The sequence below is a fragment of the Serratia liquefaciens genome, assembly GCF_027594825.1.
Lineage (GTDB): Bacteria > Pseudomonadota > Gammaproteobacteria > Enterobacterales > Enterobacteriaceae > Serratia > Serratia liquefaciens_A.
In genome coordinates, this window is the sequence record NZ_CP088930.1 from 3,333,830 (window position 1) to 3,358,053 (window position 24,224).

The 24,224-nt window shown below is 54.7% G+C and carries 23 protein-coding genes; 11 read left to right on the plus strand and 12 right to left on the minus strand.

Annotated features, from left to right (window positions below):
• The first annotated feature begins 280 nt into the window (after nucleotides 1-280).
• The gene (gene fklB / locus LQ945_RS15195; protein WP_020824922.1) at nucleotides 281-901 is read left to right on the plus strand and encodes an FKBP-type peptidyl-prolyl cis-trans isomerase; all 621 of its coding nucleotides are present in this window, start codon (nucleotides 281-283) and stop codon (nucleotides 899-901) included.
• A gap of 43 nt (nucleotides 902-944) precedes the next feature.
• Here the strand turns inward: fklB and ytfE are convergent, their stop codons facing one another.
• Both ytfE and LQ945_RS15205 read right to left on the minus strand, forming a co-directional pair.
• Nucleotides 945-1,610, minus strand: a complete 666-nt coding sequence (gene ytfE / locus LQ945_RS15200; protein ID WP_044553948.1) for an iron-sulfur cluster repair protein YtfE — start codon at nucleotides 1,608-1,610, stop codon at nucleotides 945-947.
• Nucleotides 1,611-1,728: 118 nt separating this feature from the next.
• Nucleotides 1,729-3,681 carry a bifunctional 2',3'-cyclic-nucleotide 2'-phosphodiesterase/3'-nucleotidase gene (locus tag LQ945_RS15205; protein ID WP_269935737.1) on the minus strand — a complete coding sequence of 651 codons (1,953 nt, stop codon included), beginning with the start codon at nucleotides 3,679-3,681 and terminating at the stop codon, nucleotides 1,729-1,731.
• A 256-nt stretch (nucleotides 3,682-3,937) separates the two neighbouring features.
• Between LQ945_RS15205 and cysQ the strand changes: the two genes are divergently transcribed.
• Nucleotides 3,938-4,678: a 3'(2'),5'-bisphosphate nucleotidase CysQ gene (cysQ, locus tag LQ945_RS15210; RefSeq protein WP_270102993.1), complete on the plus strand. Its 741-nt coding sequence runs from the start codon at nucleotides 3,938-3,940 to the stop codon at nucleotides 4,676-4,678.
• A 1-nt stretch (nucleotide 4,679) separates the two neighbouring features.
• Here the strand turns inward: cysQ and LQ945_RS15215 are convergent, their stop codons facing one another.
• Complete coding sequence (locus LQ945_RS15215) at nucleotides 4,680-5,237, minus strand: YtfJ family protein (protein WP_270101122.1); 558 nt, start codon at nucleotides 5,235-5,237, stop codon at nucleotides 4,680-4,682.
• A 325-nt stretch (nucleotides 5,238-5,562) separates the two neighbouring features.
• Here LQ945_RS15215 and LQ945_RS15220 point away from each other — a divergent pair, with 325 nt between their 5' ends.
• Nucleotides 5,563-5,769, plus strand: coding sequence for a DUF1107 domain-containing protein (locus tag LQ945_RS15220; RefSeq protein WP_012004917.1), 207 nt, complete (start codon nucleotides 5,563-5,565; stop codon nucleotides 5,767-5,769).
• A gap of 89 nt (nucleotides 5,770-5,858) precedes the next feature.
• Here the strand turns inward: LQ945_RS15220 and LQ945_RS15225 are convergent, their stop codons facing one another.
• Nucleotides 5,859-7,190: a hemolysin family protein gene (locus tag LQ945_RS15225; protein ID WP_270101124.1), complete on the minus strand. Its 1,332-nt coding sequence runs from the start codon at nucleotides 7,188-7,190 to the stop codon at nucleotides 5,859-5,861.
• A gap of 177 nt (nucleotides 7,191-7,367) precedes the next feature.
• On the minus strand, nucleotides 7,368-8,009 hold the full coding sequence (gene msrA / locus LQ945_RS15230; RefSeq protein WP_420136164.1) for a peptide-methionine (S)-S-oxide reductase MsrA: 642 nt from the start codon (nucleotides 8,007-8,009) through the stop codon (nucleotides 7,368-7,370).
• A gap of 286 nt (nucleotides 8,010-8,295) precedes the next feature.
• Between msrA and tamA the strand changes: the two genes are divergently transcribed.
• Genes tamA through LQ945_RS15245 form a run of 3 tightly spaced genes read left to right on the plus strand, consistent with a single transcriptional unit; the run spans nucleotide 8,296 to nucleotide 14,197 of the window.
• Nucleotides 8,296-10,032, plus strand: a complete 1,737-nt coding sequence (gene tamA, locus LQ945_RS15235) for an autotransporter assembly complex protein TamA (protein ID WP_262241333.1) — start codon at nucleotides 8,296-8,298, stop codon at nucleotides 10,030-10,032.
• Nucleotides 10,029-13,847 (plus strand): autotransporter assembly complex protein TamB, encoded by a 3,819-nt coding sequence (gene tamB, locus LQ945_RS15240; RefSeq protein ID WP_044553953.1) that lies wholly within the window; start codon nucleotides 10,029-10,031, stop codon nucleotides 13,845-13,847. The genes tamA and tamB overlap by 4 nt, the downstream gene beginning before the upstream one ends.
• A gap of 2 nt (nucleotides 13,848-13,849) precedes the next feature.
• The gene (locus LQ945_RS15245) at nucleotides 13,850-14,197 is read left to right on the plus strand and encodes a gamma-glutamylcyclotransferase family protein (protein ID WP_006317485.1); all 348 of its coding nucleotides are present in this window, start codon (nucleotides 13,850-13,852) and stop codon (nucleotides 14,195-14,197) included.
• Nucleotides 14,198-14,248: 51 nt separating this feature from the next.
• Here LQ945_RS15245 and ppa read toward each other — a convergent pair whose 3' ends face one another.
• On the minus strand, nucleotides 14,249-14,779 hold the full coding sequence (gene ppa, locus LQ945_RS15250; RefSeq protein ID WP_004952787.1) for an inorganic diphosphatase: 531 nt from the start codon (nucleotides 14,777-14,779) through the stop codon (nucleotides 14,249-14,251).
• Between the two features lie 256 nt (nucleotides 14,780-15,035).
• On the opposite strand from ppa, the gene LQ945_RS15255 reads away from it, so the two are divergent.
• The gene (locus LQ945_RS15255) at nucleotides 15,036-16,589 is read left to right on the plus strand and encodes a methyl-accepting chemotaxis protein (RefSeq protein ID WP_269935740.1); all 1,554 of its coding nucleotides are present in this window, start codon (nucleotides 15,036-15,038) and stop codon (nucleotides 16,587-16,589) included.
• Between the two features lie 37 nt (nucleotides 16,590-16,626).
• Here LQ945_RS15255 and fbp read toward each other — a convergent pair whose 3' ends face one another.
• Nucleotides 16,627-17,631, minus strand: coding sequence for a class 1 fructose-bisphosphatase (fbp, locus tag LQ945_RS15260; RefSeq protein WP_020824933.1), 1,005 nt, complete (start codon nucleotides 17,629-17,631; stop codon nucleotides 16,627-16,629).
• Between the two features lie 168 nt (nucleotides 17,632-17,799).
• On the opposite strand from fbp, the gene mpl reads away from it, so the two are divergent.
• The gene (gene mpl, locus LQ945_RS15265; protein WP_270101125.1) at nucleotides 17,800-19,179 is read left to right on the plus strand and encodes a UDP-N-acetylmuramate:L-alanyl-gamma-D-glutamyl-meso-diaminopimelate ligase; all 1,380 of its coding nucleotides are present in this window, start codon (nucleotides 17,800-17,802) and stop codon (nucleotides 19,177-19,179) included.
• A gap of 203 nt (nucleotides 19,180-19,382) precedes the next feature.
• Here the strand turns inward: mpl and yhcN (LQ945_RS15270) are convergent, their stop codons facing one another.
• From yhcN (LQ945_RS15270) to argR, 3 genes are all read right to left on the minus strand, one after another.
• On the minus strand, nucleotides 19,383-19,646 hold the full coding sequence (yhcN, locus tag LQ945_RS15270) for a peroxide/acid stress response protein YhcN (protein ID WP_044553956.1): 264 nt from the start codon (nucleotides 19,644-19,646) through the stop codon (nucleotides 19,383-19,385).
• A gap of 124 nt (nucleotides 19,647-19,770) precedes the next feature.
• On the minus strand, nucleotides 19,771-20,034 hold the full coding sequence (gene yhcN, locus LQ945_RS15275; RefSeq protein ID WP_048762811.1) for a peroxide/acid stress response protein YhcN: 264 nt from the start codon (nucleotides 20,032-20,034) through the stop codon (nucleotides 19,771-19,773).
• A gap of 405 nt (nucleotides 20,035-20,439) precedes the next feature.
• Nucleotides 20,440-20,910, minus strand: coding sequence for a transcriptional regulator ArgR (gene argR, locus LQ945_RS15280; protein ID WP_020824937.1), 471 nt, complete (start codon nucleotides 20,908-20,910; stop codon nucleotides 20,440-20,442).
• A gap of 47 nt (nucleotides 20,911-20,957) precedes the next feature.
• On the opposite strand from argR, the gene LQ945_RS15285 reads away from it, so the two are divergent.
• Together LQ945_RS15285 and mdh are read left to right on the plus strand one after the other, a co-directional pair.
• A complete protein-coding gene (locus LQ945_RS15285; protein ID WP_156033866.1) occupies nucleotides 20,958-21,125 on the plus strand; it encodes a hypothetical protein in 168 nt (55 codons plus the stop codon).
• A gap of 251 nt (nucleotides 21,126-21,376) precedes the next feature.
• Complete coding sequence (gene mdh / locus LQ945_RS15290; RefSeq protein WP_201895813.1) at nucleotides 21,377-22,315, plus strand: malate dehydrogenase; 939 nt, start codon at nucleotides 21,377-21,379, stop codon at nucleotides 22,313-22,315.
• Between the two features lie 68 nt (nucleotides 22,316-22,383).
• Here the strand turns inward: mdh and LQ945_RS15295 are convergent, their stop codons facing one another.
• Entirely contained in the window at nucleotides 22,384-22,644 is a 261-nt protein-coding gene (locus tag LQ945_RS15295) for a helix-turn-helix domain-containing protein (RefSeq protein ID WP_270101126.1), read from the minus strand.
• A gap of 182 nt (nucleotides 22,645-22,826) precedes the next feature.
• Between LQ945_RS15295 and LQ945_RS15300 the strand changes: the two genes are divergently transcribed.
• Complete coding sequence (locus tag LQ945_RS15300) at nucleotides 22,827-23,177, plus strand: DNA-binding protein (protein WP_262241337.1); 351 nt, start codon at nucleotides 22,827-22,829, stop codon at nucleotides 23,175-23,177.
• A 49-nt stretch (nucleotides 23,178-23,226) separates the two neighbouring features.
• Here the strand turns inward: LQ945_RS15300 and ispB are convergent, their stop codons facing one another.
• Complete coding sequence (gene ispB / locus LQ945_RS15305; protein WP_044553960.1) at nucleotides 23,227-24,198, minus strand: octaprenyl diphosphate synthase; 972 nt, start codon at nucleotides 24,196-24,198, stop codon at nucleotides 23,227-23,229.
• Between the last annotated feature and the right edge of the window lie 26 nt (nucleotides 24,199-24,224).

Consider the following 24,224-nt stretch of genomic DNA (forward strand, 5'->3'; position numbering starts at 1 on the left):
CTCTTCAACGGCGTAAAAATATCACGGTACAAAAGGGTGTACCGCCGACCCGATGCCCTGTTTTCAGTATAGTCCGCTAACTGATTGAAGTGAAAGGCAGCAGCAAACCCATACCTGTTGCGGCAGGCGATTCGCCTGGGCTCGCGGGAGCGGGTGTTAACTGTGGGTTATTGTTTCTTTTTCTACGACAAAAGTCATCATTCTCCACACAAGATTTTACCCGGCATTGCAGCGCTGTTATGCTGCGCTTTCGACTTTTTACAGACTAAAGGAAAACCCCATGACAACCCCTTCTTTTGACAGCGTTGAAGCGCAGGCGAGCTACGGGATTGGTTTACAGGTCGGCCAGCAGCTGCAAGAGTCCGGTCTGGAAGGTTTACAACCGGAAGCTTTGCTGGCAGGTTTGCGTGACGCGCTGGAAGGGAATGCCCCGGCGGTTCCGGTAGACGTGGTGCACCGTGCGCTGCGTGAAATCCACGAACGTGCGGATGCCGTGCGTCGTGAGCGTCAACAGGCGATGGCCGTTGAAGGCCAGAAATTCCTGGAAGACAACGCCAAGCGCGACGAAGTTACACTGACCGAATCCGGTCTGCAGTTCTCCGTGCTGGAGCAGGGCAACGGCCCAATCCCATCCCGTCAGGATCGCGTGCGTGTGCATTACACTGGCCGACTGATTAACGGCGACGTTTTCGACAGCTCCGTAGAGCGCGGCCAACCGGCAGAATTCCCGGTTAGCGGCGTGATCCCTGGCTGGATCGAAGCGCTGACCCTGATGCCGGTCGGTTCCAAATGGCAGCTGTATATTCCACACGACCTGGCCTACGGCGAGCGTGGTGCCGGCGCATCCATCCCGCCATTCAGCGCGCTGGTATTCGACGTCGAACTGCTGGAAATCCTGTAATTCTCTAACAGGTTTCACTGGGCGCCTTGATGGCGCCCTTGTTTTATGCGCCGTTCAGCGCGCGGGGGAACAACAGGTTGTTCTCCAGATTGATGTGCTCCATCAGGTCATCAATAAACTCGTCGATACCACCATACAGCGCCTGCCAGGTATTGCAGGCACCTTCCGGTGGCGTCACGTTGTGGGTGAGGAATTTCACTACTTCCAGCTGTTCGCCCGCTTCGTCATGCTCATGCTCCATTACCGAGATTGGCCCAGCCGCCTGCCGGCCCATACCCTGCTTGATCATCGGGAACAGGATCTGCTCCTCTTTCATCATGTGATTTTCCAGATCCAGCCGGATCAGATTCAGTTGTTTTGCCAGGCCGCGTGGACAGGTGGTTTTGTCGGCATGAACCCGTTCGACTTTTTCCGCCATCAGTACCAGCTCGGCCAACTGTTCGCGGTGCCGCTGATGGAAGCGTGGCAAAATATAATCAATCAGTTCACCGAGCGGCGCAGTACGCCAGTCATGGCTTGCTGCCGGTCTGGCGGCGAGGGCGGCCAATTCGCTTTCAAGCTGCTCGAGATCCAGCCCTTTACGCTCGGCTGCGCGTTGCAGCGTTTGTTTTCCGCCGCAGCAGAAATCCAAATCGTTCAGGCGGAACAGGCGTGATGCCCGGGGAATAGCGATGGCGAGAGCGCCGAGGGATTGGTTACGGTAATCCATGAGAGTGCCTCTTTAAATGAAAAATCTATAACATGTATTTTAAATGCAATTTAAAGGGCGCGCCAGTGAGAAAAAGGAGTAGGCGGTCGGGGGAATGCGCAATCCCCCGACCTGCTGCTTATTTGCTGCTTAAATCAATCTGATAAACCGCAAACCCGATGTTATCCGTACCTTCGGATTTCATTGGATACTGAGCATGTGCCTTGATAAAGGCCGTGGCTTTCTCGCTTGGCGAGGTTTCGAAGCGAATATCCAGCGGTTGTGGGCTGCTGAAGGTCGCCAGGCGCCAGTTGTTATCCACCTGTGGCCGTACCGCCCCGTGCAGTTTGGTTTCGGCGCTGATATAAGCCGCCAGCACCGAGCGGTTCTCATCCGGTGAAGCGAAGGCAATATGTTGATCGCCAGTGCCGGCAAACTTGCCACCGTAAGCGCGGTAGTTGTTGGTCGCTACCAGGAAGGTGGCTTTAGGATCGATCGGCTTGCCTTGGAACGTCAGCTGCTTGATACGTTCCGCCTTGTCGTTGATCAGCTGGCATTCGCCGTCGTAACGCGCCGGCTGGCTGACGTCAATCTGGTAATTAACCCCGTCAATCACGTCGAAGTTATAGGTGCGGAAGCCATCCCAGTTGATCAGGCCCTGCGGTTTACTGCTGTTGACGTCGATTTGATTGAACTGACCGGCGGAACACTCCAGCCACTCCTTCACCTCTTTACCGCTGGCTTTTACTACCACCAGAGTGTTGGGATAGAGATAGAGATCCGAAGCGTTACGGAAGGTGAGCTGGCCTTTTTCCACTTCGACGAAGCTGGCCGGATCGTTTTTGCGTCCGCCGACCTTGAACGGCGCTGCCGCTGACAGCACCGGCAAATCGGCCAGATCCGGATCGCCCTGAATGTAGTGTTCAACATAGGCTTTCTGCGCGTTATTCACGATTTGTACCGTCGGGTCATCCTGCACCAGCGCCAGATAGCTGTACATGTTGTCGTCGGCTTTGCCGACCGGCTTACTGACAAAATCGCGAGTGCCCTTATGATCTTCCGCCAGGACTTTCACCAGCTTGGCGTCTTCCGCCGCCAGCGATTTCTTGTTCTCTTTGTCGTAGATTGGCCGTGCTTCCGCTTTGGCGGAGGCCACTTTCCAACGGCCAGAGTCGTTGTTCAACTGCAGATCGACCACGCCCAGGTGGTCGCCCCACTGGCCGGGCATGACCGCAGGGACACCGTTCAGCGTACCTTGCGCGATGTCAGCGCCTTTGATATTGGCAAAGTCCTTGCTCGGGAAGACCGCGTGAGCATGGCCGAACATGATGGCGTCAATGCCCGGCACCAGGCTGAGGTAGTACACCGAATTTTCTGCCATCGCCTTGTACGGCTCGCTGGACAGGCCGGAGTGCGGGATCGCCACGATCAGATCGGCTCCCTGTTTACGCATTTCCGGCACGTAGCGTTTGGCGGTTTCGGTGATGTCGTTGACCTTAACCTTGCCTTGCAGATTGGCCTTATCCCACACCAGAATTTGCGGCGGTACAAAGCCGATATAGCCGATGCGTAAACTATGTTCTTTACCGTCACGGTCTTTTACCGGCGTATCGACGATAATGTAAGGAGTGAACAGCGGTTTCTGAGTTTTAGCGTCGATCACGTTAGCGTTGATATACGGGAATTTGGCACCGCTGATGGCGGTTTTCAGGTAATCGAGGCCGTAGTTGAATTCGTGGTTGCCGATGTTGCCGACCACATAATTCAGGGTGTTCATGGCCTTATAGACAGGATGAATATCGCCGGGCTTGAGGCCCTTGGCAGCCATATAGTCGCCGAGCGGGCTGCCCTGAATGATGTCGCCGTTGTCCACCAGTACGCTATTGGTGGCCTGCTGGCGGGCCTGTTCAATCAGGCTGGCGGTGCGCACCAGGCCGAACTTGTCGGTCGGTTTATCCTTGTAGTAATCGAAGTCCATCATGTTGCTGTGCAGATCGGTGGTTTCCAGCACGCGCAGATCGACCGTTGCCGCCTGCGCTGAGGCGCAAACCAGCATAGCGAGGACAGACAACGTCAGCGGACGCTTCATCATTTTTGGCTTTCTCCATTCCATTTTTCGAGTTTTATCGCAGAGGGGCATGTAATTAACATTGGTTGTCTCACCAAACTGTGAAGTGTGGCAGAAAACCGACCGAGGTATCGGAGGAAATGTCACAGTTGTGACGGCAAAGACTTGAGTCATTACCGAAGGTTAAATCGTTATGATGGATATTCGATGCAAAAAAAACTAGGCTGCTAGCAATGAGAAAGGGGAAATGACCCACGGAACTGTCTATCTGAGGTGAATGATGTTAGAAAAAATTTGCCAACTGTCCCGCGAGGCGGGCGCGGCCATCATGGCGGTGTACAACGGTGAACAACCGCTTGATGTTGCACAAAAAAAAGATGACTCCCCGGTGACGGCGGCCGATCTGGCGGCGCACCATATTATCAAGCGCGGCCTGGCGGCGTTAGCGCCGGACGTCCCATTGCTGTCGGAAGAAGATCCACCGACCTGGGACGTGCGGCAGAATTGGACGCGCTACTGGCTGGTCGATCCGTTGGACGGCACCAAAGAGTTCCTGAATCGCAACGGTGAGTTTACGGTAAATATCGCGTTGATTGAAAACGGGCAGGCGGTGCTGGGAGTGGTTTACGCCCCGGCGATCGACGTGCTGTATCTGGCCGAACGCGGTAAGGCCTGGAAAGAAGAAAAGGGTCAACGGCAGGCGATTGGCGTCAGCAATGCCCATCCGCCACTGGTGGTAGTCAGCCGCTCGCACAGCGACGAAGAGCTGAAGGACTACCTGAAACAGCTGGGCGAACACCAGACCGTTTCCGTCGGTTCTTCGCTGAAATTCTGCCTGGTGGCGGAAGGTAAGGCTCAGCTCTATCCGCGCTTTGGACCCACCAATATCTGGGATACCGCCGCCGGTCATGCCGTGGCCGTGGCGGCCGGGGCACAGATCCACGACTGGCAGGGCAGACCTCTGCTCTATACGCCACGTGAATCCTTCCTAAACCCCGGCTTCAGGGTTTCGCTGTTCTAAATCAGTTCGCCAGCAGTTGGTGCAGTTGGGTCATGACCTGCTGCACCTCTTCTGGCGTCAGCGCGCCGTCTTTGGCGAACTGGATCCTGCCTTGCTTATCCAGTACCACAATGGCCGACCCTTTCGGCTGCAAATCCCAGGCCTTGCGTACGTTGCCGTTGCTGTCGACCACAAACTGCGACCAGGGGAACTCTTTCTTGCTGTCTTCAATGCTGTTGCGAACAAACACCGCGGTGCCGAGTATCGCGTCGTCGGTATTCACTATTGTCGTCGTTTGGTAACGATCGTGCGGTAGTTTAGCTTTCTTAATCGCTTCGATCAGCGGGTCGTTCATCGCCTTGGCAGAGCTACGGCCGGCAATATGCTGGATGACTCGCACTTTCCCAATGAGTTGCGCGCTATTCCAGTTTTGATAGCTAAACTTATCATTAGCGTAATTCAACTCTCCCTTATCGCTGACGCCGACCGGCGCGACGCGTTGCTGGAGTTGCAGGTTGTGCGCAGAGGCTAAAAAGGGGGCAAGCAGCAGGGAAACAATAAGCAGGTGACTTTTTTTCATGCCTTCTCCTTGGAAGGGGAACGGTGCCGACAGCACCCGACAGCCTAAAGCATAGGTGGTGATCGGAGGTCTGTCCTGTTAGCTGGATCGCAGTTTCCTCTTCTGGCCGGTAATACCTGTGTTTTGAAGGGATATACTGAAAAAGTTATATATTATCATATACAATTCTGTCAAAAAGTGTAAATCCAGTGAAGATATCCAGGCGGAAGTGAACGATATCGTCTTTACTTGGTCTACTACATGCAATCAAGTTGCGTTCTTACTTTAGAGGCTGCCACTTTGGCGGCTCGCTGAGCGCATGGACCAAACGGAGGAGAGTAATAGAATGAGAATCTTCCAGCGTTATAATCCGTTGAAAGTGGCGAAGTACGTAAAAACCCTGTTTCGTGGCCGGCTGTATATCAAAGATGTGGGCGCGTTCGAATTTGACGAAGGGAAAATCCTGCTGCCGAAAATTCGTGACCGGCGCCACTTCAGCGTGATGTCAGAGGTAAACCGTCAGGTGTTGTTATTGCAGACTGAGATGGGGTGATGCGCAGTTAGTATCCGGCAACTGAAGCACCTGCAAAAGCTAAAATAATTGCGGCCCCGATGGGGCCGCTGACGTTTTTACCGTCCGGATCAGGCGGGGGCGTTATCTTCTGGCGCCTTCGGCAGTACCGCCGCCGGTTTGTCGCTCAGTTTGGTTACCAGCAACTGGTCAATCTTGTAGCTGTCGATGTCCACCACTTCAAACTTGTAGCCGGCGTATTTCACGAAGTCGGTGCGTTTTGGGATCTTGCGCAGCATGTACATCATAAAGCCGCCGATGGTTTCGTAGTTGCCCGCCTGCGGGAACTCGTCAATGTGCAGAACACGCATCACATCGTCGATTGGCGTGCCGCCCTCAATCAGCCATGAGCTTTCGTCGCGTGCGACGATCTGCTCTTCCTGGCCCTGACCCACCAAATCGCCCATCAGCGTGGTCATTACGTCATTCAGCGTGATGATACCCACGACCAGCGCATATTCATTGAGAATAACGGCAAAGTCCTCGCCGGCGGTCTTAAAGCTTTCCAGCGCTTCGGACAGCGTCAGGGTATCCGGCACGATCAGCGCCGCGCGGATTTGCACGCCGCTGCTCAGCACCAGGCTTTGATTGCCCAGCACGCGGTTCAGCAAGTCTTTGGAGTCAACGTAGCCGACCACCTGATCGATATTGCCGTCGCACACCAGGAACTTGGAGTGCGGATGGGTCGAGACCTTCTCGATAATGCTTTCTTCGGTTTCACGCAGATCGAAGTAAATTACGCTTTCGCGCGACGTCATCGACGAAGGTACGGTACGTGATTCCAATTCGAACACGTTTTCGATCAGCTCATGTTCCTGCTTGCGCAGCACGCCCGCCAGAGCACCGGCCTCCACCACCGCATAGATGTCGTCGGAAGTGATGTCGTCCTTGCGCACCATCGGCAGTTTGAACAGGCGGAAGATCAGGTTTGCCATGCCGTTGAAGAACCACACCAGCGGCCGGAAGATCATGATCGAGAAACGCATCGGGTTGATGATCCGGACGGCAAACGTCTCTGGTGCAATCATACCGATGCGCTTCGGGGTCAAATCTGCAAACAGGATAAACAGGCTGGTCACCAGCACAAACGAGCAGATAAAGCTGGCCTGCTCTGCCAGTTCAGGCGACAGGAAACGGTCGAAAAGCGGTTGGAAAGTGGGAGAAAAGGCTGCATCGCCAACGATACCGCCGAGAATGGCCACGGCGTTCAGGCCAATCTGCACCACGGTAAAATACAACCCCGGGGTTTCCTGCAGTTTAAGGACTTTGGCGGCATTGACGTTACCTTCGTCAGCCATCAGTTTCAGTTTAATCTTGCGTGATGCGGCCAGAGAAATTTCCGAAAGTGAGAAAAACGCACTCACTGCGATCAGAAAAAGAATCAGTAAAATACTGTTTAACATAATCTATCCATACGTGCCGACGGGATGACGGCGCTCTTGAGGAAGGGTAGTACATTGTAAAAAAAGTAGTGATAACAACCAGAAAGGCGGCTATCAGGCCGCAGAAGCGGCCCGCATAGTATAGCAGCAGCCCTATAGGGGCCGCCAGCGGTTAAAAAATTACCGCTGCCCAAAGGCTTAGCCCTGGGGGGGCAAACAAACGCCGATGCCGCCCAAACCGCAGTATCCTTCAGGATTCTTGTACAGGTACTGCTGATGGTCGTCCTCGGCATAGTAAAACGGCAGTGCCGGCACCACTTCGGTGGTGATGCTGCGCTGGTCGCCCGCTTGGTTCATGGCCTGCTGGAAACGCTGCAGGCTGCTTTCGGCCTCGCTCTGCTGTTCCGGCGTCAGCGTATAAATCGCCGAGCGGTACTGGGTGCCGACGTCGCCCCCCTGACGCATGCCCTGCGCCGGGTCGTGGTTCTCCCAGAACACCTGCAGCAGCTGCTTATAGCTGATGATTTTCGGATCGAACACCACGCGCACCACTTCGGTATGGCCGGTCTGGCCGCTGCACACTTCGCGGTAGGTTGGGTTTGGCGTAAAGCCGCCGCTGTAGCCTGCCGCCGTGCTGTATACCCCCTGCTGTTGCCAGAACAGGCGCTCCACGCCCCAGAAGCATCCCATGGCGAAGATAGCCACTTCCATGCCGTCCGGCACCTGGGTCATCGAATGATTGGTGACCACGTTGAATGTGGCAACCGGCATGGGAGTCGTGCGGCCAGGCAGTGCGTTTGCCTTGTCGACGGTTTGAGTTTTATCGAAAAATGGCACCACGGTTGACTCCTGTTGTCACAGTAAGAATTGGCCTAAGAAGCGGCAGTTCGGTTGTATCTAACCGCAACTTTGCCCACAATAAGCTACACATTTAGATTATGAATCAGATTAACGCAGTATTTAGAGCGCCAAAAGCTAAGAATGCGCCAGTTTACTGCGGCAGTAAAATCGTAATATGCCGCGTCTGGAATAAGGCTGAAAGGGCTGCCGTCTTGATAGCGCGGAGTATGCCCTGGCACCAGAGCGCGTGTTATAACAGGAAAGTAAAATAAATTAAGGAGAACGCGTGCCACGATACCGTGCCCTGTGCTTTTTGTGTGCGCTGCTCGCGACGCCTGCGGCGTTTTCGGCGAATGTGCGGCTGCAGGTTGAAGGACTTAGCGGGGAACTGGAAAAAAACGTCCGGGTGCGCCTGTCTTCCATCACTCCGGAAGAGGTCGGCACTGATGGCCGTTTCCGCGCACGCGTGGATGAAGCGGTTCGTCAGGGGCTGAGAGCGCTTGGCTATTATCAGCCTACCATCGACTTTACGTTGGACGATCGGCCAGGGCTGGCGCGGCCGGTGCTGCACGCCAAGGTCAATCCGGGTGAACCGGTGCGCATTGCCGGCGCCAATATCGTGTTGGAAGGCGGTGCGAAAACCGATGAAGACTATCTGTCGTTGGTCAAAAAAGGCAAGCCGACGATAGGTGAGATCCTCAACCACGGTAAATACGACAGTTTTAAAGGTTCACTGACCGGCCTGGCGCTGCGCAAAGGCTATTTCGATGCCGATATGACCAAAAGCCAGCTCGGCGTGGCGGAAGATCTGCATAAGGCCTATTGGGATATCGATTTCGACAGTGGGCAGCGTTACCGCTTCGGCCAGGTGAAGTTCACCGGCTCGCAAATTCGTGAAGACTATCTGCAAAATCTGGTGCCCTTTCATCAGGGGGATTATTACAGTTCGGAAGACCTGGCCGAACTGAACCGCCGTTTGTCCGCCACCAACTGGTTTAACTCGGTGGTGGTCTCCCCTGATTTCAAAGATGCCAAAGAGAACAAGATTTTGCCGCTAGATGCGTTGGTGTCGCCACGCACTCGCAACACCATCGAAACCGGGGTTGGTTACTCCACCGACGTCGGCCCGCGCATTAAAGGCACCTGGAAGAAGCCCTGGCTTAACGATCGCGGCCACAGTCTGGAAACCAGCGCCAGTATTTCGGCCCCGGAGCAGCAGCTCGATCTGACCTATAAGATCCCGTTGCTGAAGAATCCGCTGGAGCAGTATTACCTGCTGCAGGGCGGGCTCAAGAACGTCGATCTCAACGACACCAAGTCCGTTACCTCCAAAGTGGTAGCCTCGCGCAACTGGGATCTCTCCAGCGGCTGGCAGCGGGCGATCAACCTGACCTGGCGCTGGGATAACTTTACCCAGGGTAACGTCAGCAATACCACCATGCTGCTGTACCCCGGCGTCAGCCTCAACCGCACCCGCTCGCGCGGAGGCCTGATGCCGACCTGGGGCGATAGCCAACGCTACTCCATCGACGTTTCCGACACCACCTGGGGATCCGGCGTGGACTTCGCGCTGATGCAGGCGCAGAACGTCTGGATCCGCACTTTGGCCGATAAGCACCGGTTCGTGGCGCGCGGGCAGGTGGGGTGGATCGAAACCAACGACTTCGACAAGGTGCCGCCAGACCTGCGCTTCTTTGCCGGCGGCGATCGCAGCATCCGTGGCTACAAGTACAAAGACATTTCCCCCCGCAACGATGACGGCAAGTTGACCGGTGCCTCCAAAATGCTGACTGGCTCGCTGGAGTATCAATACAACGTGACCGGCAAATGGTGGGGGGCGATGTTCGTCGACTCCGGTGAAGCGGTGAACGATATCAAGCAGAGCAACTTCAAGACCGGCGCCGGCGTAGGCGTACGCTGGCAGTCGCCGGTAGGGCCAGTGAAGCTGGATATCGCCGCGCCCGTGGGGGACAAGGACACCCACGGGATGCAGTTCTACATCGGTTTGGGGCCTGAACTATGAGCCTGATAAAAAAGATTTGCTTTGGTTTCCTGATTGTCTTGCTGTTGCTGGTAGGGGCGGTGGCGTACTTGCTCGGTACCACCAGTGGTTTGCATATGGTGATCAACGGTGCGGCGCGATGGGTGCCGGGGCTGGACATTGCCAGCGTGAGCGGTGGCTGGCGTGATCTGACGCTGAAGGGCGTGAAGTATCAGATGCCGGGCGTCACGGTGAATGCCGGACAATTCCATCTGTCACTCGATTTGGCCTGCTTTAAAAACAGTTCGTTGTGCGTCAATGCGCTGACCGCGCAGGACGTCGACGTGGTGGTGAAAACCAAAGAAATGACGCCGTCCGCGCCGGTGGAAGAGACCAGCGAGCCGACCACCAATCTGAGCACGCCGTACCCGATCACTCTGCGTATGCTGACCTTGAACAACGTTAAGGTCAGCGTAGACGACACGGCAATCTCTCTCGGCGAGTTCCGTACCGGAGCGCAGTGGCAAGAGCGTGCGCTGACCTTGCTGCCCACCAAAATCAGCGGCCTGTTGATTGCACTGCCGAAAACCCCGCAGAACCCGTTGCCGGAGGCGATACAGCCGGCTGTCGAGGTCGCGAAAAAAGTGGGTGAACAGGTCGACAAGGCGGCGAAACCGGCACCGGTGCCGGAAGAGAAACCGCTGGGCGAAACGTTGAAAGAACTGTTCGCCAAGCCGCTGCTGCCGGATCTGCCGGAAATTCGCTTGCCGCTGGATATCACCGTTAAGGAAATCAGTGGGGAACAACTGCGGCTGACCGGTGATACCGAGGTGCTGATTACCAGCCTGCTGCTGCAGGCCAGCACCCAGGATCAGCATATCAAGCTGGATAATTTTGATGTGAAATCCCCGCAGGGTACGTTGTCTGCGCAGGGGCAGGCGACGCTGACCGGCAGTTGGCCGGTGGAAATGGTGGCCAACAGCACGCTGAATATCGAGCCGCTGAAAGGGGAAAAGGTCAAACTGAACGTCGGCGGCGGGCTGCGCGAAGAACTCAAAGTGGCGCTGAACCTCTCCGGGCCGGTCGGTGCACAGCTTGATGTACAGACCCAATTGGCTGAAGTGGGTTTACCGCTGGCACTGACGCTGCAAAGCAAACAGCTGAAATGGCCGCTGAGCGGCGAGCCGCAATATCAGGTTAACGATTTCCGCCTGCGCTTTAATGGCAAGGCCACCGACTATGCGTTATCGACCCGGGCCAATATCAAGGGACAGGATCTCCCGCCGGCGGTGTTGACGCTGGACGGTAAAGGTAACGTCGAACAGTTCAAACTGGATCGCCTGCGGTTGGCGGCCTTGCAGGGCAATACCGATCTGACGGCGCTGGTGGACTGGAGCAAGGCCATCAGTTGGAATTCACAGCTGACGCTGAGCGGCATCAATACCGCCAAGCAGTGGCCGGAATGGCCGGCGAAGTTGGACGGTAAAATCACTACGCGCGGCAGCCTGCACGGCGGCAGTTGGCAACTGCAGGTGCCGGTGCTGCAGCTCGACGGCAACGTGAAACAAAACAAGGTCACCGCGCGAGGCACGCTCAGCGGCAACGCAGCCGGTCAGTGGAAAATCCCGGGTATCGATCTGACGCTCGGACGCAACCAACTGAACGTTAAGGGCCAACTGGACGAGAAAAGCTGGAACCTGGATGCGAACATTGACGCGCCACGTCTGGACGGCGCTCTGCCAGGATTGGGCGGTACGGCGAAAGGCTTGCTGAAGCTGCGGGGCAACCTGCAGGCGCCTCAGCTGCTGGCCGACCTGACCGCTTCCGGCCTGCAGTGGCAGGCGCTGCGCATTAACCGGGTGAAAATTGACGGCGACGTCCGCTCCAGCGACCAGATCCAGGGTCAGTTGGCGGTACGCGTTGAGCAACTTAAGCAGGATGCGCTGGATATCAGCCTGCTGACACTGGATGCCAAAGGCAGTGAGAAGCAGCATCAGCTGCAGTTGAAAATTGACGGCAAGCCGGTATCCGGTCAGTTGGCGCTGCAGGGCAGTTTCGATCGCCAACAGCAGCGCTGGCGCGGCAACCTGAACAATACCCGTTTCGATACCCCGGTGGGCGAATGGCGATTGACTCGCGCCATTGCGCTGGATTATCTGAATACCGCGCAGAAAATCAGCGTTGGGCCGCACTGCTGGCAGAACCCGAACGCCGAACTGTGCGTGCCGAAAACCATCGAAGCCGGGCCGAGTGGCCAGGCCAGCGTGGTGTTGAACCGCTTTGATCTGGCGATGATCAAACCTTTCCTCGGCCCGGAGACCGCCCTGAGCGGGGTATTCACCGGGCGGGCTGACGTAAGCTGGAAGCCGGGCGGTGCGCTGCCGGACGCCAAAGTTTCCCTGGTGGGTAACGGAGTGAAGGTGGTTCAGCAAGTGCAGGGCAACGCGCTGCCGATCGCCTTTGATCGGTTGAACCTTAATGCCGGCCTGTCCAACGGTCGTGCGCAGGCCGACTGGTTGATCAAGTTGACCAATAATGGCCAATTTGACGGTAACGTGCAGGTTGCCGATCCGCAGGTACGACGCAATATCAGCGGCAACGTCAATATCACCAATATCTCGCTGGCGATGATCAATCCGGCGTTGATGAAGGGGGAGAAAGCCGCGGGCATGCTGAATGCCAATCTGCGCCTGGGCGGCAGCGCGCAGAAGCCCCTGGTTTATGGCCGGATGGCGTTGGATAAGGTTGATATAGATGGTCACTGGATGCCGTTTGATATGACGGACGGCCGCCTGGTGATGAACTTTGACGGCATGACCTCGACCATGGAAGGGCTGGTCAGCACCACGCGCGGGCAGCTTAACCTGTCGGGCGATGCCGATTGGCGGGATATTAACGCCTGGCGCGCACGTATCGCCGCCAAGGGCGATAAGCTGCGGGTGACGGTGCCGCCGATGATCCGCATTGACGTTTCACCCGATCTGGTCTTTGAAGCGACGCCGCAGTTGTTCTCGCTCAATGGTTCAGTGGATATTCCGTGGGCGCGCATTACGGTGCAGGAGTTGCCGGAAAGTGCGGTGGGCGTCTCTTCCGACGAGGTGATGCTGGACAACCAACTGAAACCGATACAGCCGAAAACTGCAGGGATCCCGATCAACAGTAATCTGATGATCCACGTGGGCAACGACGTGCGGCTGGATGCCTTTGGCTTAAAAGCCCGCCTGAAGGGCGATCTGAAAGTGGTGCAGGACAAGAATGGCCTGGGCCTGAACGGCCAGATTGACATCCCTTCCGGTCGCTTCCATGCTTATGGTCAGGATTTGATCGTTCGCAAGGGCCAACTGATGTTCTCAGGGCCGCCGGATCAGCCGTTGCTTAATATTGAAGCCATCCGTAATCCGGATTCGACCGAAGACGACGTTACCGCTGGGGTACGCGTTACCGGGTTGGCGGATGCACCCAAGCTGGAAGTGTTCTCGGATCCGGCCAAATCTCAGCAGGAAGCGCTGTCTTATCTGCTGCGTGGGCAGGGATTGGGCAGTTCCGGCGCCGATGGTAACGCAATGACCTCAATGTTAATTGGGATGGGGGTTGCACAAAGTGGTCAACTTGTGGGTAAAATCGGCGAGGCGTTTGGCGTAAGCAATTTGGCCCTGGATACTCAGGGTGTCGGCGACAGTTCCCAGGTTGTCGTGAGCGGTTATGTTCTCCCAGGCTTACAAGTAAAATATGGGGTGGGTATTTTCGACTCGCTGGCTACGTTGACGTTGCGTTACCGCCTGATGCCTAAATTGTATCTGGAAGCGGTGTCTGGTCTCGACCAGGCATTAGATTTGCTCTATCAGTTTGAGTTTTAGCGATGCGAATAATTGTCTACGGCAGTTTACGACGCAAACAGGGAAACAGCCATTGGATGACCAACGCCCAATGGCTCGGCGAGCATGAGCTCGAAGGCTATCAGATTTATAATCTGGGCCATTACCCGGCGGCGATCCCTGGAGAGGGCACGGTACATTGCGAAGTGTACCGCATTAACTCATCGATTTTGGCTGAGCTGGACGAACTGAAAAGCAACACCAAGGACTATAAGCGCGAGCTGATTCAGACGCCTTATGGGAGTGCGTGGATCTACCTGTATAAACACAGTGTGGACGGTTACCCGCGAATTAACAGCGGCGACTGGCTGAAGCGTCTCGACGAAAAGTAAAAAAAAACACCGCTCACTGAGCGGTGTTTTTTTATCGGACGGCGGCAAGAATTACTTCTTGGCGGCACGTTCGAAAGAAGCAACGATTTCAGCTTTGGCAGCGGCAGCATCTGCCCAGCCTTCCACTTTCACCCATTTGCCTTTTTCCAGATCTTTGTAGTGCTCGAAGAAGTGAGCGATCTGGGCGCGCAGCAGTTCCGGCAGGTCGTTCACGTCTTTGATGTGATCGTACTCTTTGGTCAGCTTGCTGTGCGGTACGGCAACCAGTTTTGCATCTTCGCCGGCTTCGTCGGACATCTTCAACACGCCAACCGGACGGCAGCGGATCACAGAGCCAGGCTGCAGTGGGTATGGGGTTGGCACCAGCACGTCAACCGGGTCACCGTCCAGAGACAGGGTGTGGTTGATGTAACCGTAGTTGCACGGGTAGAACATCGCGGTGGACATGAAACGGTCAACGAACAGCGCGCCGGTGTCCTTGTCGATTTCATATTTGATCGGATCGGCGTTTGCCGGGATTTCGATAACAACGTAGATGTCTTCCGGCAGGTCTTTGCCAGCAGGGACCAGGTTCAAGCTCATGTCGGTTTCCTTTAATCAAACCAGAAATGGAGTGGCGGCTATTATAGCGGACTCTTTTGCGAATTCCTGCCCTTTTCATCATCCCCGCCCCGGCGCAGAGCCATCCATCGAATTTCCAGATAAATCCTCCTGCGGCGTTAAGTTTTCTCGAGGGTTGCCGATAACTTCATCAAATAATAATGAGTCGGCGAAGTCTGGCTCCGCGTTTTACCTCCTCTACGTACGATCTCACTATTTCTGAAGCCGGGAAGAACTCATGCTAAAAAAGATTACGGTCAAGGCCGGGCTGATTGCCCTGTTGAGCCTGATGACGCTGCTGTTGATTATGGTCAGCACCATTGGCGTCAACGCGATTAACGAAGGATCGCGCTCGTTACACACCCTGAATCAAATCCTGGGGGAAGAGTTGGGGTCGCTGGCCAGCAGTTCCAACCTGACGCTGCGCGCCAGAACCGCTGCCTCATTGGCGGTGCGCCAAAGGGAAATCGGCCAGATTGAGGTTTCAGATGCTACGGTGGGCCGTATCTATGACTACCTTGCGCAATCGAAGCAGGAAATGGCGCGTTTTGTCAGCGTCGGTACCGTCACCGAACGTGGACGTGAGCTGTCCGGTCGTTTGCAAAACAGCTACCGCGCCTATCTGGAACAGGGCGTTGGGCCCATGGCCGACGCCATCAAGGCCGGCAAAATTGATGATTACTACGACATTCAGGAAACAAAAATTTCTGCCCTGAGCATCGCTTTTGAAAAGGACCTCAGTGATTTCCGCAGCTTCGCCATGAAGATTGGCCAGCAGCGGGTGAATGAGGCGGAAAGCAATGCCAGCACCAAGATTACCTTGATCGTGATTGCCGGCCTGCTCAGCATTTTGCTGGCGGTACTGGCCTGGTTTGCGCTGCGGGTGATTATCCTGCGCCCGCTCGATGAGTCTATCGCCCAGTTGGAGCATATCGCCAGCGGCGACCTGACGCACAGCATCACCGGCGAAGGCGAGACTGAAATGGGCCGTCTGGTGCGTGCGATGCAGCGAATGCAGCAGGCCTTGGTCAGTTCGGTCAGCAAGGTGCGCGATGCCAGCAGCCAAATTGACACCGGTTCACGCGAACTGGCTGCCGGCAACTTGCACCTGGCGCAGCGTACCGAAGAGTCGGCCGCTTCGCTGGAGGAAACCGCCGCCAGCATGGAACAGCTGACCTCGACGGTGAAGATGAACGCCGAGAACTGCGAACAGGCTAATCAGCTGGCGCTGAGCGTATCCGATATTGCCAACCAAGGCAGTGAAGTGGTCAGTCAGGTCATGGACAAGATGCAGGCGATCACCGACAGCTCACGCCGCATTGCCGATATCATCAGCGTGATGGACGGCATTGCCTTCCAGACCAACATTCTGGCGTTGAATGCGGCGGTCGAAGCGGCGCGTGCCGGTGAACAAGGGCGTGGCTTTGCCGTGGTGGCCGGTGAAGTTCGCAGCCTGGCTCAGCGCAGCGCACAGTCGGCGAAAGAGATCAAAGGTTTGATTGAAGCGTCGCAGAATCGGGTACAAGAAGGGGAACAAATGGCCGGTTCGGCGGCGAAAACCATGAACGGCATTACCGGTGAGGTGGGCCGGGTGACGGCGCTGATGCGGGAAATTTCTGCGGCTACGCGTGAGCAAAGCAGCGGTATCGAGCAGGTAAACCTGGCGGTGGCGCAGATGGATCAGGTGGCGCAACAGAATGCGGCCTTGGTCGAGGAGTCGGCAGCGGCGACGCGCTCGCTGGAGGATCAGGCTCAGTTACTGGCGCAGAGCATGGCGGCGTTCAAATTATAATGCCGGGGACGGCTTGCCGTCCCCCACATAGACCCCGTTATTCGTCCGGGTTCTCAGCGATAAAGCGCTCTGCGTCTTCCACCATCGATTTGGTGCCGACAAAGAACGGTGCGCGCTGGTGCAGTTTCACCGGGGTAATGTCCAGAATACGGTTTTTACCGTCGCTGGCTTTACCGCCGGCCTGTTCCGCCAGGAACGCCATCGGGTTGCATTCGTACAGCAGGCGCAGCTTGCCTTGCGGGTGGCTGGCGGTGCTTGGATAAATGTAGATTCCGCCTTTCAGCAGATTGCGGTGGAAGTCGGCAACCAGTGAACCGATGTAGCGTGAGGTATAAGGGCGTTGCGTAGCTTCGTCCTGTTCCTGACAATATTTGATGTATTTCTTCACGCCGCGCGGGAACTTGATGTAGTTACCTTCGTTGATGGAATACATATTGCCGCTGGCTGGGAAGCGAACTTTCTCGTGGGAGAGGCAGAACACGCCCAGAGAAGGATCGTAGGTAAAGGCATGCACGCCATAACCGGTGGTGTACACCAGCATGGTGGATGAACCGTAAACCACGTAGCCTGCGGCGACCTGTGCGCTGCCTGGCTGCAGGAAGTCTTCTTCGGTCACTGGCGTACCGACCGGGGTAATGCGACGATAGATAGAGAAAATCGTACCGACCGAGACGTTGACATCGATGTTGGACGAACCGTCCAACGGATCCATCAGCACCACATACTTGGCATTTTCAGCCCGCTCGCCGTCGAATATCACGATTTCATCTTCTTCTTCAGAAGCGATACCCGCAACTTCACCGCGCGCTTTCAATGCTGCTTTCAGCTTTTCATTCGCGTACAGGTCCAGTTTCATCTGAACTTCGCCCTGTACATTGGAAACGCCGCTGGTGCCCAGAATATCCACCAGACCCGCTTTGTTGATATCGCGGTGGATGATTTTGGCGCCCAGTTTAATTGCAGAAAGTAGCGCAGTCAGCTCGCCGGTGGCGTGTGAGAAGTCGTGCTGTTTCTCGACGATAAATTCGCCTAACGTTTTCATGACACAATCCCTGAATCTACGGATGGGTAGCGGTTTGTTAACAAACCGCCAACGTATTCGCGAGCAGTGTAGCCCAAAGATGAACGCTATTCATAGGCAAATCCATTTCTTCTGGACGATTCTGAGCGTTAGAATGAGTCAACATTCGACGTACTCTATGAGAAAACTATGCGCATTCACATTCTTGGGATCTGTGGCACCTTTATGGGCGGACTGGCGGTGCTGGCTCGTTCGCTGGGGCATGAGGTGACCGGCTCTGACGCTAATGTCTATCCGCCGATGAGCACGCTGCTGGAGAAGGAAGGGATCGACCTGATCCAGGGCTACGATCCTGCTCAGTTGGATCCGGCGCCGGATCTGGTGATCATCGGTAACGCCATGACGCGGGGCAATCCTTGTGTTGAGGCGGTACTGGAACGAGGGATCCCTTACGTTTCTGGCCCACAGTGGCTGCATGATTATGTGCTGCGCGATCGCTGGGTGCTGGCCGTTGCCGGCACCCACGGCAAGACCACTACCGCCGGTATGGCAACCTGGATCCTGGAATCCTGCGGCTATCAGCCGGGTTTTGTCATCGGCGGTGTTCCGGGCAACTTTGACGTTTCTGCCCGTCTGGGCGGCAGCCCGTTCTTTGTGATCGAAGCCGATGAATATGATTGCGCGTTCTTCGACAAGCGTTCCAAGTTTGTGCATTACAGCCCGCGTACGCTGATCATGAACAACCTTGAGTTTGATCACGCCGATATCTTCGACGATCTGAAAGCGATCCAGAAACAGTTTCACCATCTGGTACGCCTGGTGCCGGGCAAGGGCAAGATCATTTTGCCTGATAACGACAACCACCTGAAACAGGTGATGGCGATGGGCTGTTGGAGTGAGCAAGAGCTGGTCGGGGAAGAGGGCGCATGGCGCGCTCAAAAATTAACGCCGGACGCCAGCCATTATGCGGTGTTCCTCGACGGTGAGCAGGTGGGCGAAGTGAAGTGGTCGCTGGTGGGCGAACACAACATGCATAACGGTTTGATGGCTATTGCTGCCACGCGCCACGTTGGTGTGCTGCCAGCCGATGCTTGCCGCGCGCTCGGTGAGTTTATCAATGCTCGCCGCCGTCTGGAACTGCGCGGTGAAGCCCATGGCGTTACGGTGTATGACGATTTTGCCCATCACCCAACGGCGATCCTGGCGACGTTGGCCGCATTACGCGGCAAGGTTGGCGGTACCGCGCGTATTTTGGCCGTGCTCGAGCCGCGTTCCAATACCATGAAAATGGGGATCAGCAAGAACGATTTGGCACCGTCTCTGGGCCGTGCCGATGAAGTCTTCCTGTTCCAACCGCACCATATTCCCTGGCAGGTGGCGGAAGTCGCGGAGGCCTGTGTACAGCCGGCCCACTGGAGTGCCGATCTCGACACGCTGGTGGACATGATCGTGAAAACGGCCCAGCCGGGTGACCACATTTTGGTGATGAGTAACGGCGGCTTCGGCGGGATCCATGACCGTCTGCTGGAAGCATTGGCCCGCAAGTCAGAGCCTAAAGTGACTTATTGATCGTCGATCTAGTGTGAAAGAAGCAAAACAAAAAGGCCGCTTGCGGCCTTTTCTTTTGCCCATAAAAAAGCCCTCGCGAGCGAGGGCAACGGGGTTCGTCGGATAGGACGACGAAGTTTCTTCAAGGAATCAGTGCTTACGATAGAACTCGGCAGTGGCAGTGACGAGGGTAATCAGTTCGGTAAGCAGAGCTCCCTGAATTGTTATTTGTAGATTTCGGCCGTCGCGTGCCAGTTGCCATTTTCGTAGGCTTCGATCACGCGATAGGCTTTAGCGCCTTGTTTGTCGGCTTTGTCAGACAGCGCCTGGCGAATGTCTGAAGGCGCACCGGTGACGCCGCTGACGGTAATAGTACCGGCAGATTGAAGCGTGCTGGCCTGGTCATTGGTGATTAACGTCGCGGCGGAAGCGCCGAACGAAACGACTGAGAGCAGGCTGAGTGCAGCGAGAGTGGTTTTCATGTTCATGATAGTTCGTCCTATTGTGATAACCGCCTGGAAGGGCTTTTACAGCATTTTTGTACTTGAAGGCCGTTATCAGTGATGCCGGGTACCAGAGTGATATTGCCCGTTGCCGGGTAACGCCTTGTACTTATTTATAAATCTCAGCGGTCGCGTGGAAGTTACCTTCATTGCGCGCTTCGATTACACGGTAAGCGGTCGCCCCTTTGGCATCGGCTTTTTCAGACAGTGCCTGACGGATATCTGAAGGTGCACCGGCAACGCCGCTGACGGTAATGGTACCTGCAGATTGCATTTTTGCGGCCTGGTTTGCATCAACAGATTGTGCTGCAAATGCGCCGAAAGAAAGCATGGAGAGAACGCTCATAGTTGCGATGGTAGATTTAATTTTCATGATTTGACCTTTTCGTATTCTTTTATCAGTTCCAATGAACTGTGATTTACGTCACGGAAATGAGTATACATCTAGTAACGCCAAAAATTAATAGTTCGCTAACAGTTTCTAGTGAAACTTTATTATGATGATCCTTATCTTTTATAACCAGATGGAATAAAAAGTGGTTATAAAACGATCTTTTGATGTTAAATTTATGTAATTTCAATAAGGTAAGTGCTTTTGACCAAAAGTGCGGAAGATCACAGTAGCTATCACTGGCTGAGCAGAAATGTCATTGAAATGTGTTGTGACGAGAAAGAAACCCGGAGTTAAACGTGGTAGGGCTAGGGGGGAAAGTAAGGATAGGGTTAAAGAAACGCTAACAAAACGCGACGGCTCGCCGCATTTTGTTAGCGTTATGCATCACAGCTCCTGTTCGAACAGGGTCAGGATGGCTTCGTACAGCTGGCGCGCGGTAAAGCTGCTGGCTGGGGTAACGAAAATGGTGTCGTCACCGGCGATGGTGCCGAGAATACCCTCGGATTTACCCAATGAATCCAGCAGGCGAGCAATAAGCTGCGCGGCGCCGGGGCTGGTATGGATCACGACAACTGCGTCGTTATGATCGACATCAAGAACCAGGTTCTTCAGCGGGCTGGTGGTGGTCGGCACGCCAAGTTCGGCGGGAAGGCAATACACCATTTCCATTTTGGCATTGCGCGTACGCACCGCGCCGAACTTCGTCAGCATGCGCGATACTTTGGATTGGTTGATGTTTTCGAAGCCTTCTTCTTGCAGCGCCAAAACAATCTCGCCTTGAGAACTGAATTTTTCTTCTTTCAATAACGCTTTAAACGCCTTGATCAGATCTTCCTGCTTTGCGGGATTACGCATTTTGCACCGTGGAATGTTGACAATAGAAGTGATGATTATGCATATAAATGAATTTTTATGCAATCAAAGGACGTCCGGAAAAAATATCAATGCCCGGACAACGAGGAAAGGGCAGCATTTTAACAAAATCCGTATCCCATGAATATGCCCTTTCGGTGACCGAAAATGCCGCCCGCGGTGGTAAAGAAAATGTTATTAAAATGATGTTGTTCTGATGTTGTGTAAGGGTGTAATGTAACCGCCGGTTAACTTGCTCGTGAATAACCTCGCAGTATTTTTGATTAGTGTGCGCTATGCCCTTAATGCGTAAGCTATTTAATCTAAAATGAGCGCGACATCGGCTGTTTTATTGCGCCAGTTCTCAAACAGACTGTTAAGAGATTGTTTTTAAAGGTGTAATAATTTAAGGTCCGTAACCAACATATTCACGGCGCTTTATATATTTAAGATAATAAAGGAGTATAGGATGAAAGTTGCAGTTCTCGGTGCTGCTGGCGGTATCGGCCAGGCCCTCGCCCTTCTACTCAAAACCCAGCTTCCTTCAGGTTCTGAACTCTCTCTCTACGACATTGCCCCCGTTACCCCAGGCGTTGCCGTCGATTTAAGCCACATCCCAACCGCAGTGAAAATCAAAGGCTTCAGTGGCGAAGACGCTACTCCAGCTCTGCACGGTGCCGACGTGGTGCTGATTTCTGCCGGCGTTGCGCGTAAACCAGGCATGGATCGTTCAGATCTGTTCAACGTGAACGCAGGTATCGTGCGTAATCTGATCCAGCAAGTGGCAACCACCTGCCCGAAAGCCTGCATCGGCATTATCACCAACCCGGTCAACACCACCGTGGCTATCGCGGCAGAAGTGCTGAAGAAAGCCGGTGTTTATGACAAGAACAAACTGTTCGGCGTGACCTCGCTGGATATTATCCGTTCCAACACTTTCGTGGCTGAGCTGAAAGGCAAACAGCCGGAAGAGCTGAACGTGCCGGTGATCGGTGGACACTCTGGCGTGACCATTTTGCCGCTGCTGTCGCAGATCCCTGGCGTGAGCTTTACCGATCAGGAAGTGGCCGATCTGACCAAGCGTATCCAAAATGCGGGTACCGAAGTGGTTGAAGCCAAAGCCGGTGGCGGGTCTGCAACCCTGTCAATGGGCCAGGCGGCGGCGCGTTTCGGCCTGTCTCTGGTTCGTGCGCTGCAAGGCGAAAAAGGCGTGGTGGAATGTGCTTATGTGGAAGGTGATGGCAAATATGCTCGCTTCTTCGCACAACCGCTGGTGCTGGGTAAGAATGGCGTTGAAGAACGTAAAGACATCGGCACTCTGAGCGCGTTCGAACAGAAAGCGCTGGAAGAAATGCTGGATGTTCTGCACAAAGATATCGAACTGGGCGAAAAGTTTATCAATAACTGATTGTTCAGCAGTGCATGAGTATGCATAGACCGCCGGACAGCGTACCGGCGGTTTTTTTATGCCCGCAGCTATGACCGAATACGGGCTTTTCGATCCAGTAAGTTATTGGTATGGGGATCGAGATAGCGGCTCGGCCAGATTTCTGCAGGGTGTATATCGAGCGTTTCGGCAATCAGCCATTCTCCCTTCGGCCAGGGACGCGACAGTGCGTTTGCCAGCGTTGATGAGCTAAGTCCTGCCTTGCGCGACACCGCTGCCAGTGTCGTTCCCTTCTTACGTAAAGCCGCAATGATATCCGCCGGATGCCAATCCTTGTTCCTTGAGTTCATGTTTGCATTCCTTTTTTGATTAGCGAAAGTTCTGTTAGTGGTATAACTAACAGGTCAAAATTAATCGTTTGAACAACATGAAACGCTTATACGGAAACTAGGATACCACTAAATTTCTTAAAAAATATCCAATAAATTTCCTAAAAAAGATCTTAGCCTACTTTTGCCCAGAGAACATGGCCATGAAAAAAGAGTGGTTTGCCGCCAAGGAATTGACAGGCGTGGCAGGATTACCTTCCTCACCACAGGGAATAAACTTGATGGCGCGTCGTGAAGGCTGGATCAGCCGTCGGCGCAAAGGCGTACAGGGAAAGGCGCTGGAGTATCACATTGACAGTTTGCCGACAGGCACGCGCAATTTACTGATCTTGAAAGAGGACCCGGCGCTGTATGAAGTTGAGCGCAAGGATCCGCTGACGGTGTGGATTGAGTATTACTACCATCTGACGGAGAGCGAACGCGAAAAGGTGTTGGCTTTCCTGATGCGAGAAGGGATTGGCGGCCTGCTGGCGCGTGTTTTTCCGGAGAAATGAACAGACCCGCATTGCGGGTCTGTGGAAACAGCAGGGCGTTTGTTATTTCTTAAAAATCGCGCTGAACCGCAAGATGAGCTAATCCTTCCAGCGCGGCACGGTGGGAAGACTCCGGCAGAACCTGCAGTGCAGCAATCGCCTTGTCGGCTTCTTCCTCAGCGCGTTGGCGGGTATATTCCAGCGAACCGCATTGCTCCATGGCCTGTAAAACCGGCTCCAGCAAATGACGGCCGTTACCCTGTTCAATCGCGCCGCGGATCATGGCCTTCTGCTCGCCTTCACTATTATGCATGGCATGCAGTAAGGGCAGCGTCGGTTTCCCCTCGTTGAGATCGTCACCGGTATTTTTACCCAAGGTGCTGCCGTCGGCGCTGTAATCGAGCAGGTCGTCGATCAACTGGAAGGCGGTGCCGAGATAGCGGCCGTAATCCTGCAGCGCTTTTTCTTCCGCCTCGCTGGCGTCCGAAAGGATCGCCGAAGATTGCGCCGCCGCTTCAAACAGGCGTGCGGTTTTGCTGTAGATCACCCGCATGTAGCTTTCTTCGGTAATGTTCGGATCGTTCACGTTCATTAACTGCAGCACTTCGCCTTCGGCAATCACGTTGACCGCCTCGGACATCAGGGCCAGTACACGGAGTGATTCCAGGCTGGTCATCATCTGGAAAGCGCGCGTATAAATGAAGTCGCCAACCAATACGCTGGCGGCATTGCCGAAGGCGGCATTAGCCGTGGCCTTGCCGCGGCGCATATCGGATTCATCCACCACATCATCATGTAGCAGAGTTGCGGTGTGAATGAATTCGATCAGCGCTGCGACGGTAATATGTTTATCACCCTGATAATGCAATGCCCGCGCCGCCAGAACGGCGATCATCGGACGGATGCGTTTACCGCCACCACTGATAATGTAATAGCCAAGCTGATTGATGAGCGTGACATCGGAATTCAGCTGTTCGAGAATTGTTGCGTTCACGGCCGCCATATCTTGCGCGGTTAACTCGGTAATTTGCTCTAGGTTCATTGTATTTTTTTCAGCTGTGTTTCTCT

What these genes read in the sequence shown, in the direction of transcription:
- fklB (WP_020824922.1), top strand. Translation starts at nt 281, where the DNA reads ATGACAACCCCTTCTTTTGACAGCGTTGAAGCGCAGGCGAGCTACGGG.
- ytfE (WP_044553948.1), bottom strand. Translation starts at nt 1,610, where the DNA reads ATGGATTACCGTAACCAATCCCTCGGCGCTCTCGCCATCGCTATTCCC.
- LQ945_RS15205 (WP_269935737.1), bottom strand. Translation starts at nt 3,681, where the DNA reads ATGATGAAGCGTCCGCTGACGTTGTCTGTCCTCGCTATGCTGGTTTGC.
- cysQ (WP_270102993.1), top strand. Translation starts at nt 3,938, where the DNA reads ATGTTAGAAAAAATTTGCCAACTGTCCCGCGAGGCGGGCGCGGCCATC.
- LQ945_RS15215 (WP_270101122.1), bottom strand. Translation starts at nt 5,237, where the DNA reads ATGAAAAAAAGTCACCTGCTTATTGTTTCCCTGCTGCTTGCCCCCTTT.
- LQ945_RS15220 (WP_012004917.1), top strand. Translation starts at nt 5,563, where the DNA reads ATGAGAATCTTCCAGCGTTATAATCCGTTGAAAGTGGCGAAGTACGTA.
- LQ945_RS15225 (WP_270101124.1), bottom strand. Translation starts at nt 7,190, where the DNA reads ATGTTAAACAGTATTTTACTGATTCTTTTTCTGATCGCAGTGAGTGCG.
- tamB (WP_044553953.1), top strand. Translation starts at nt 10,029, where the DNA reads ATGAGCCTGATAAAAAAGATTTGCTTTGGTTTCCTGATTGTCTTGCTG.
- LQ945_RS15245 (WP_006317485.1), top strand. Translation starts at nt 13,850, where the DNA reads ATGCGAATAATTGTCTACGGCAGTTTACGACGCAAACAGGGAAACAGC.
- ppa (WP_004952787.1), bottom strand. Translation starts at nt 14,779, where the DNA reads ATGAGCTTGAACCTGGTCCCTGCTGGCAAAGACCTGCCGGAAGACATC.
- LQ945_RS15255 (WP_269935740.1), top strand. Translation starts at nt 15,036, where the DNA reads ATGCTAAAAAAGATTACGGTCAAGGCCGGGCTGATTGCCCTGTTGAGC.
- fbp (WP_020824933.1), bottom strand. Translation starts at nt 17,631, where the DNA reads ATGAAAACGTTAGGCGAATTTATCGTCGAGAAACAGCACGACTTCTCA.
- mpl (WP_270101125.1), top strand. Translation starts at nt 17,800, where the DNA reads ATGCGCATTCACATTCTTGGGATCTGTGGCACCTTTATGGGCGGACTG.
- yhcN (WP_044553956.1), bottom strand. Translation starts at nt 19,646, where the DNA reads ATGAACATGAAAACCACTCTCGCTGCACTCAGCCTGCTCTCAGTCGTT.
- yhcN (WP_048762811.1), bottom strand. Translation starts at nt 20,034, where the DNA reads ATGAAAATTAAATCTACCATCGCAACTATGAGCGTTCTCTCCATGCTT.
- argR (WP_020824937.1), bottom strand. Translation starts at nt 20,910, where the DNA reads ATGCGTAATCCCGCAAAGCAGGAAGATCTGATCAAGGCGTTTAAAGCG.
- LQ945_RS15285 (WP_156033866.1), top strand. Translation starts at nt 20,958, where the DNA reads ATGAATTTTTATGCAATCAAAGGACGTCCGGAAAAAATATCAATGCCC.
- mdh (WP_201895813.1), top strand. Translation starts at nt 21,377, where the DNA reads ATGAAAGTTGCAGTTCTCGGTGCTGCTGGCGGTATCGGCCAGGCCCTC.
- LQ945_RS15295 (WP_270101126.1), bottom strand. Translation starts at nt 22,644, where the DNA reads ATGAACTCAAGGAACAAGGATTGGCATCCGGCGGATATCATTGCGGCT.
- LQ945_RS15300 (WP_262241337.1), top strand. Translation starts at nt 22,827, where the DNA reads ATGAAAAAAGAGTGGTTTGCCGCCAAGGAATTGACAGGCGTGGCAGGA.
- ispB (WP_044553960.1), bottom strand. Translation starts at nt 24,198, where the DNA reads ATGAACCTAGAGCAAATTACCGAGTTAACCGCGCAAGATATGGCGGCC.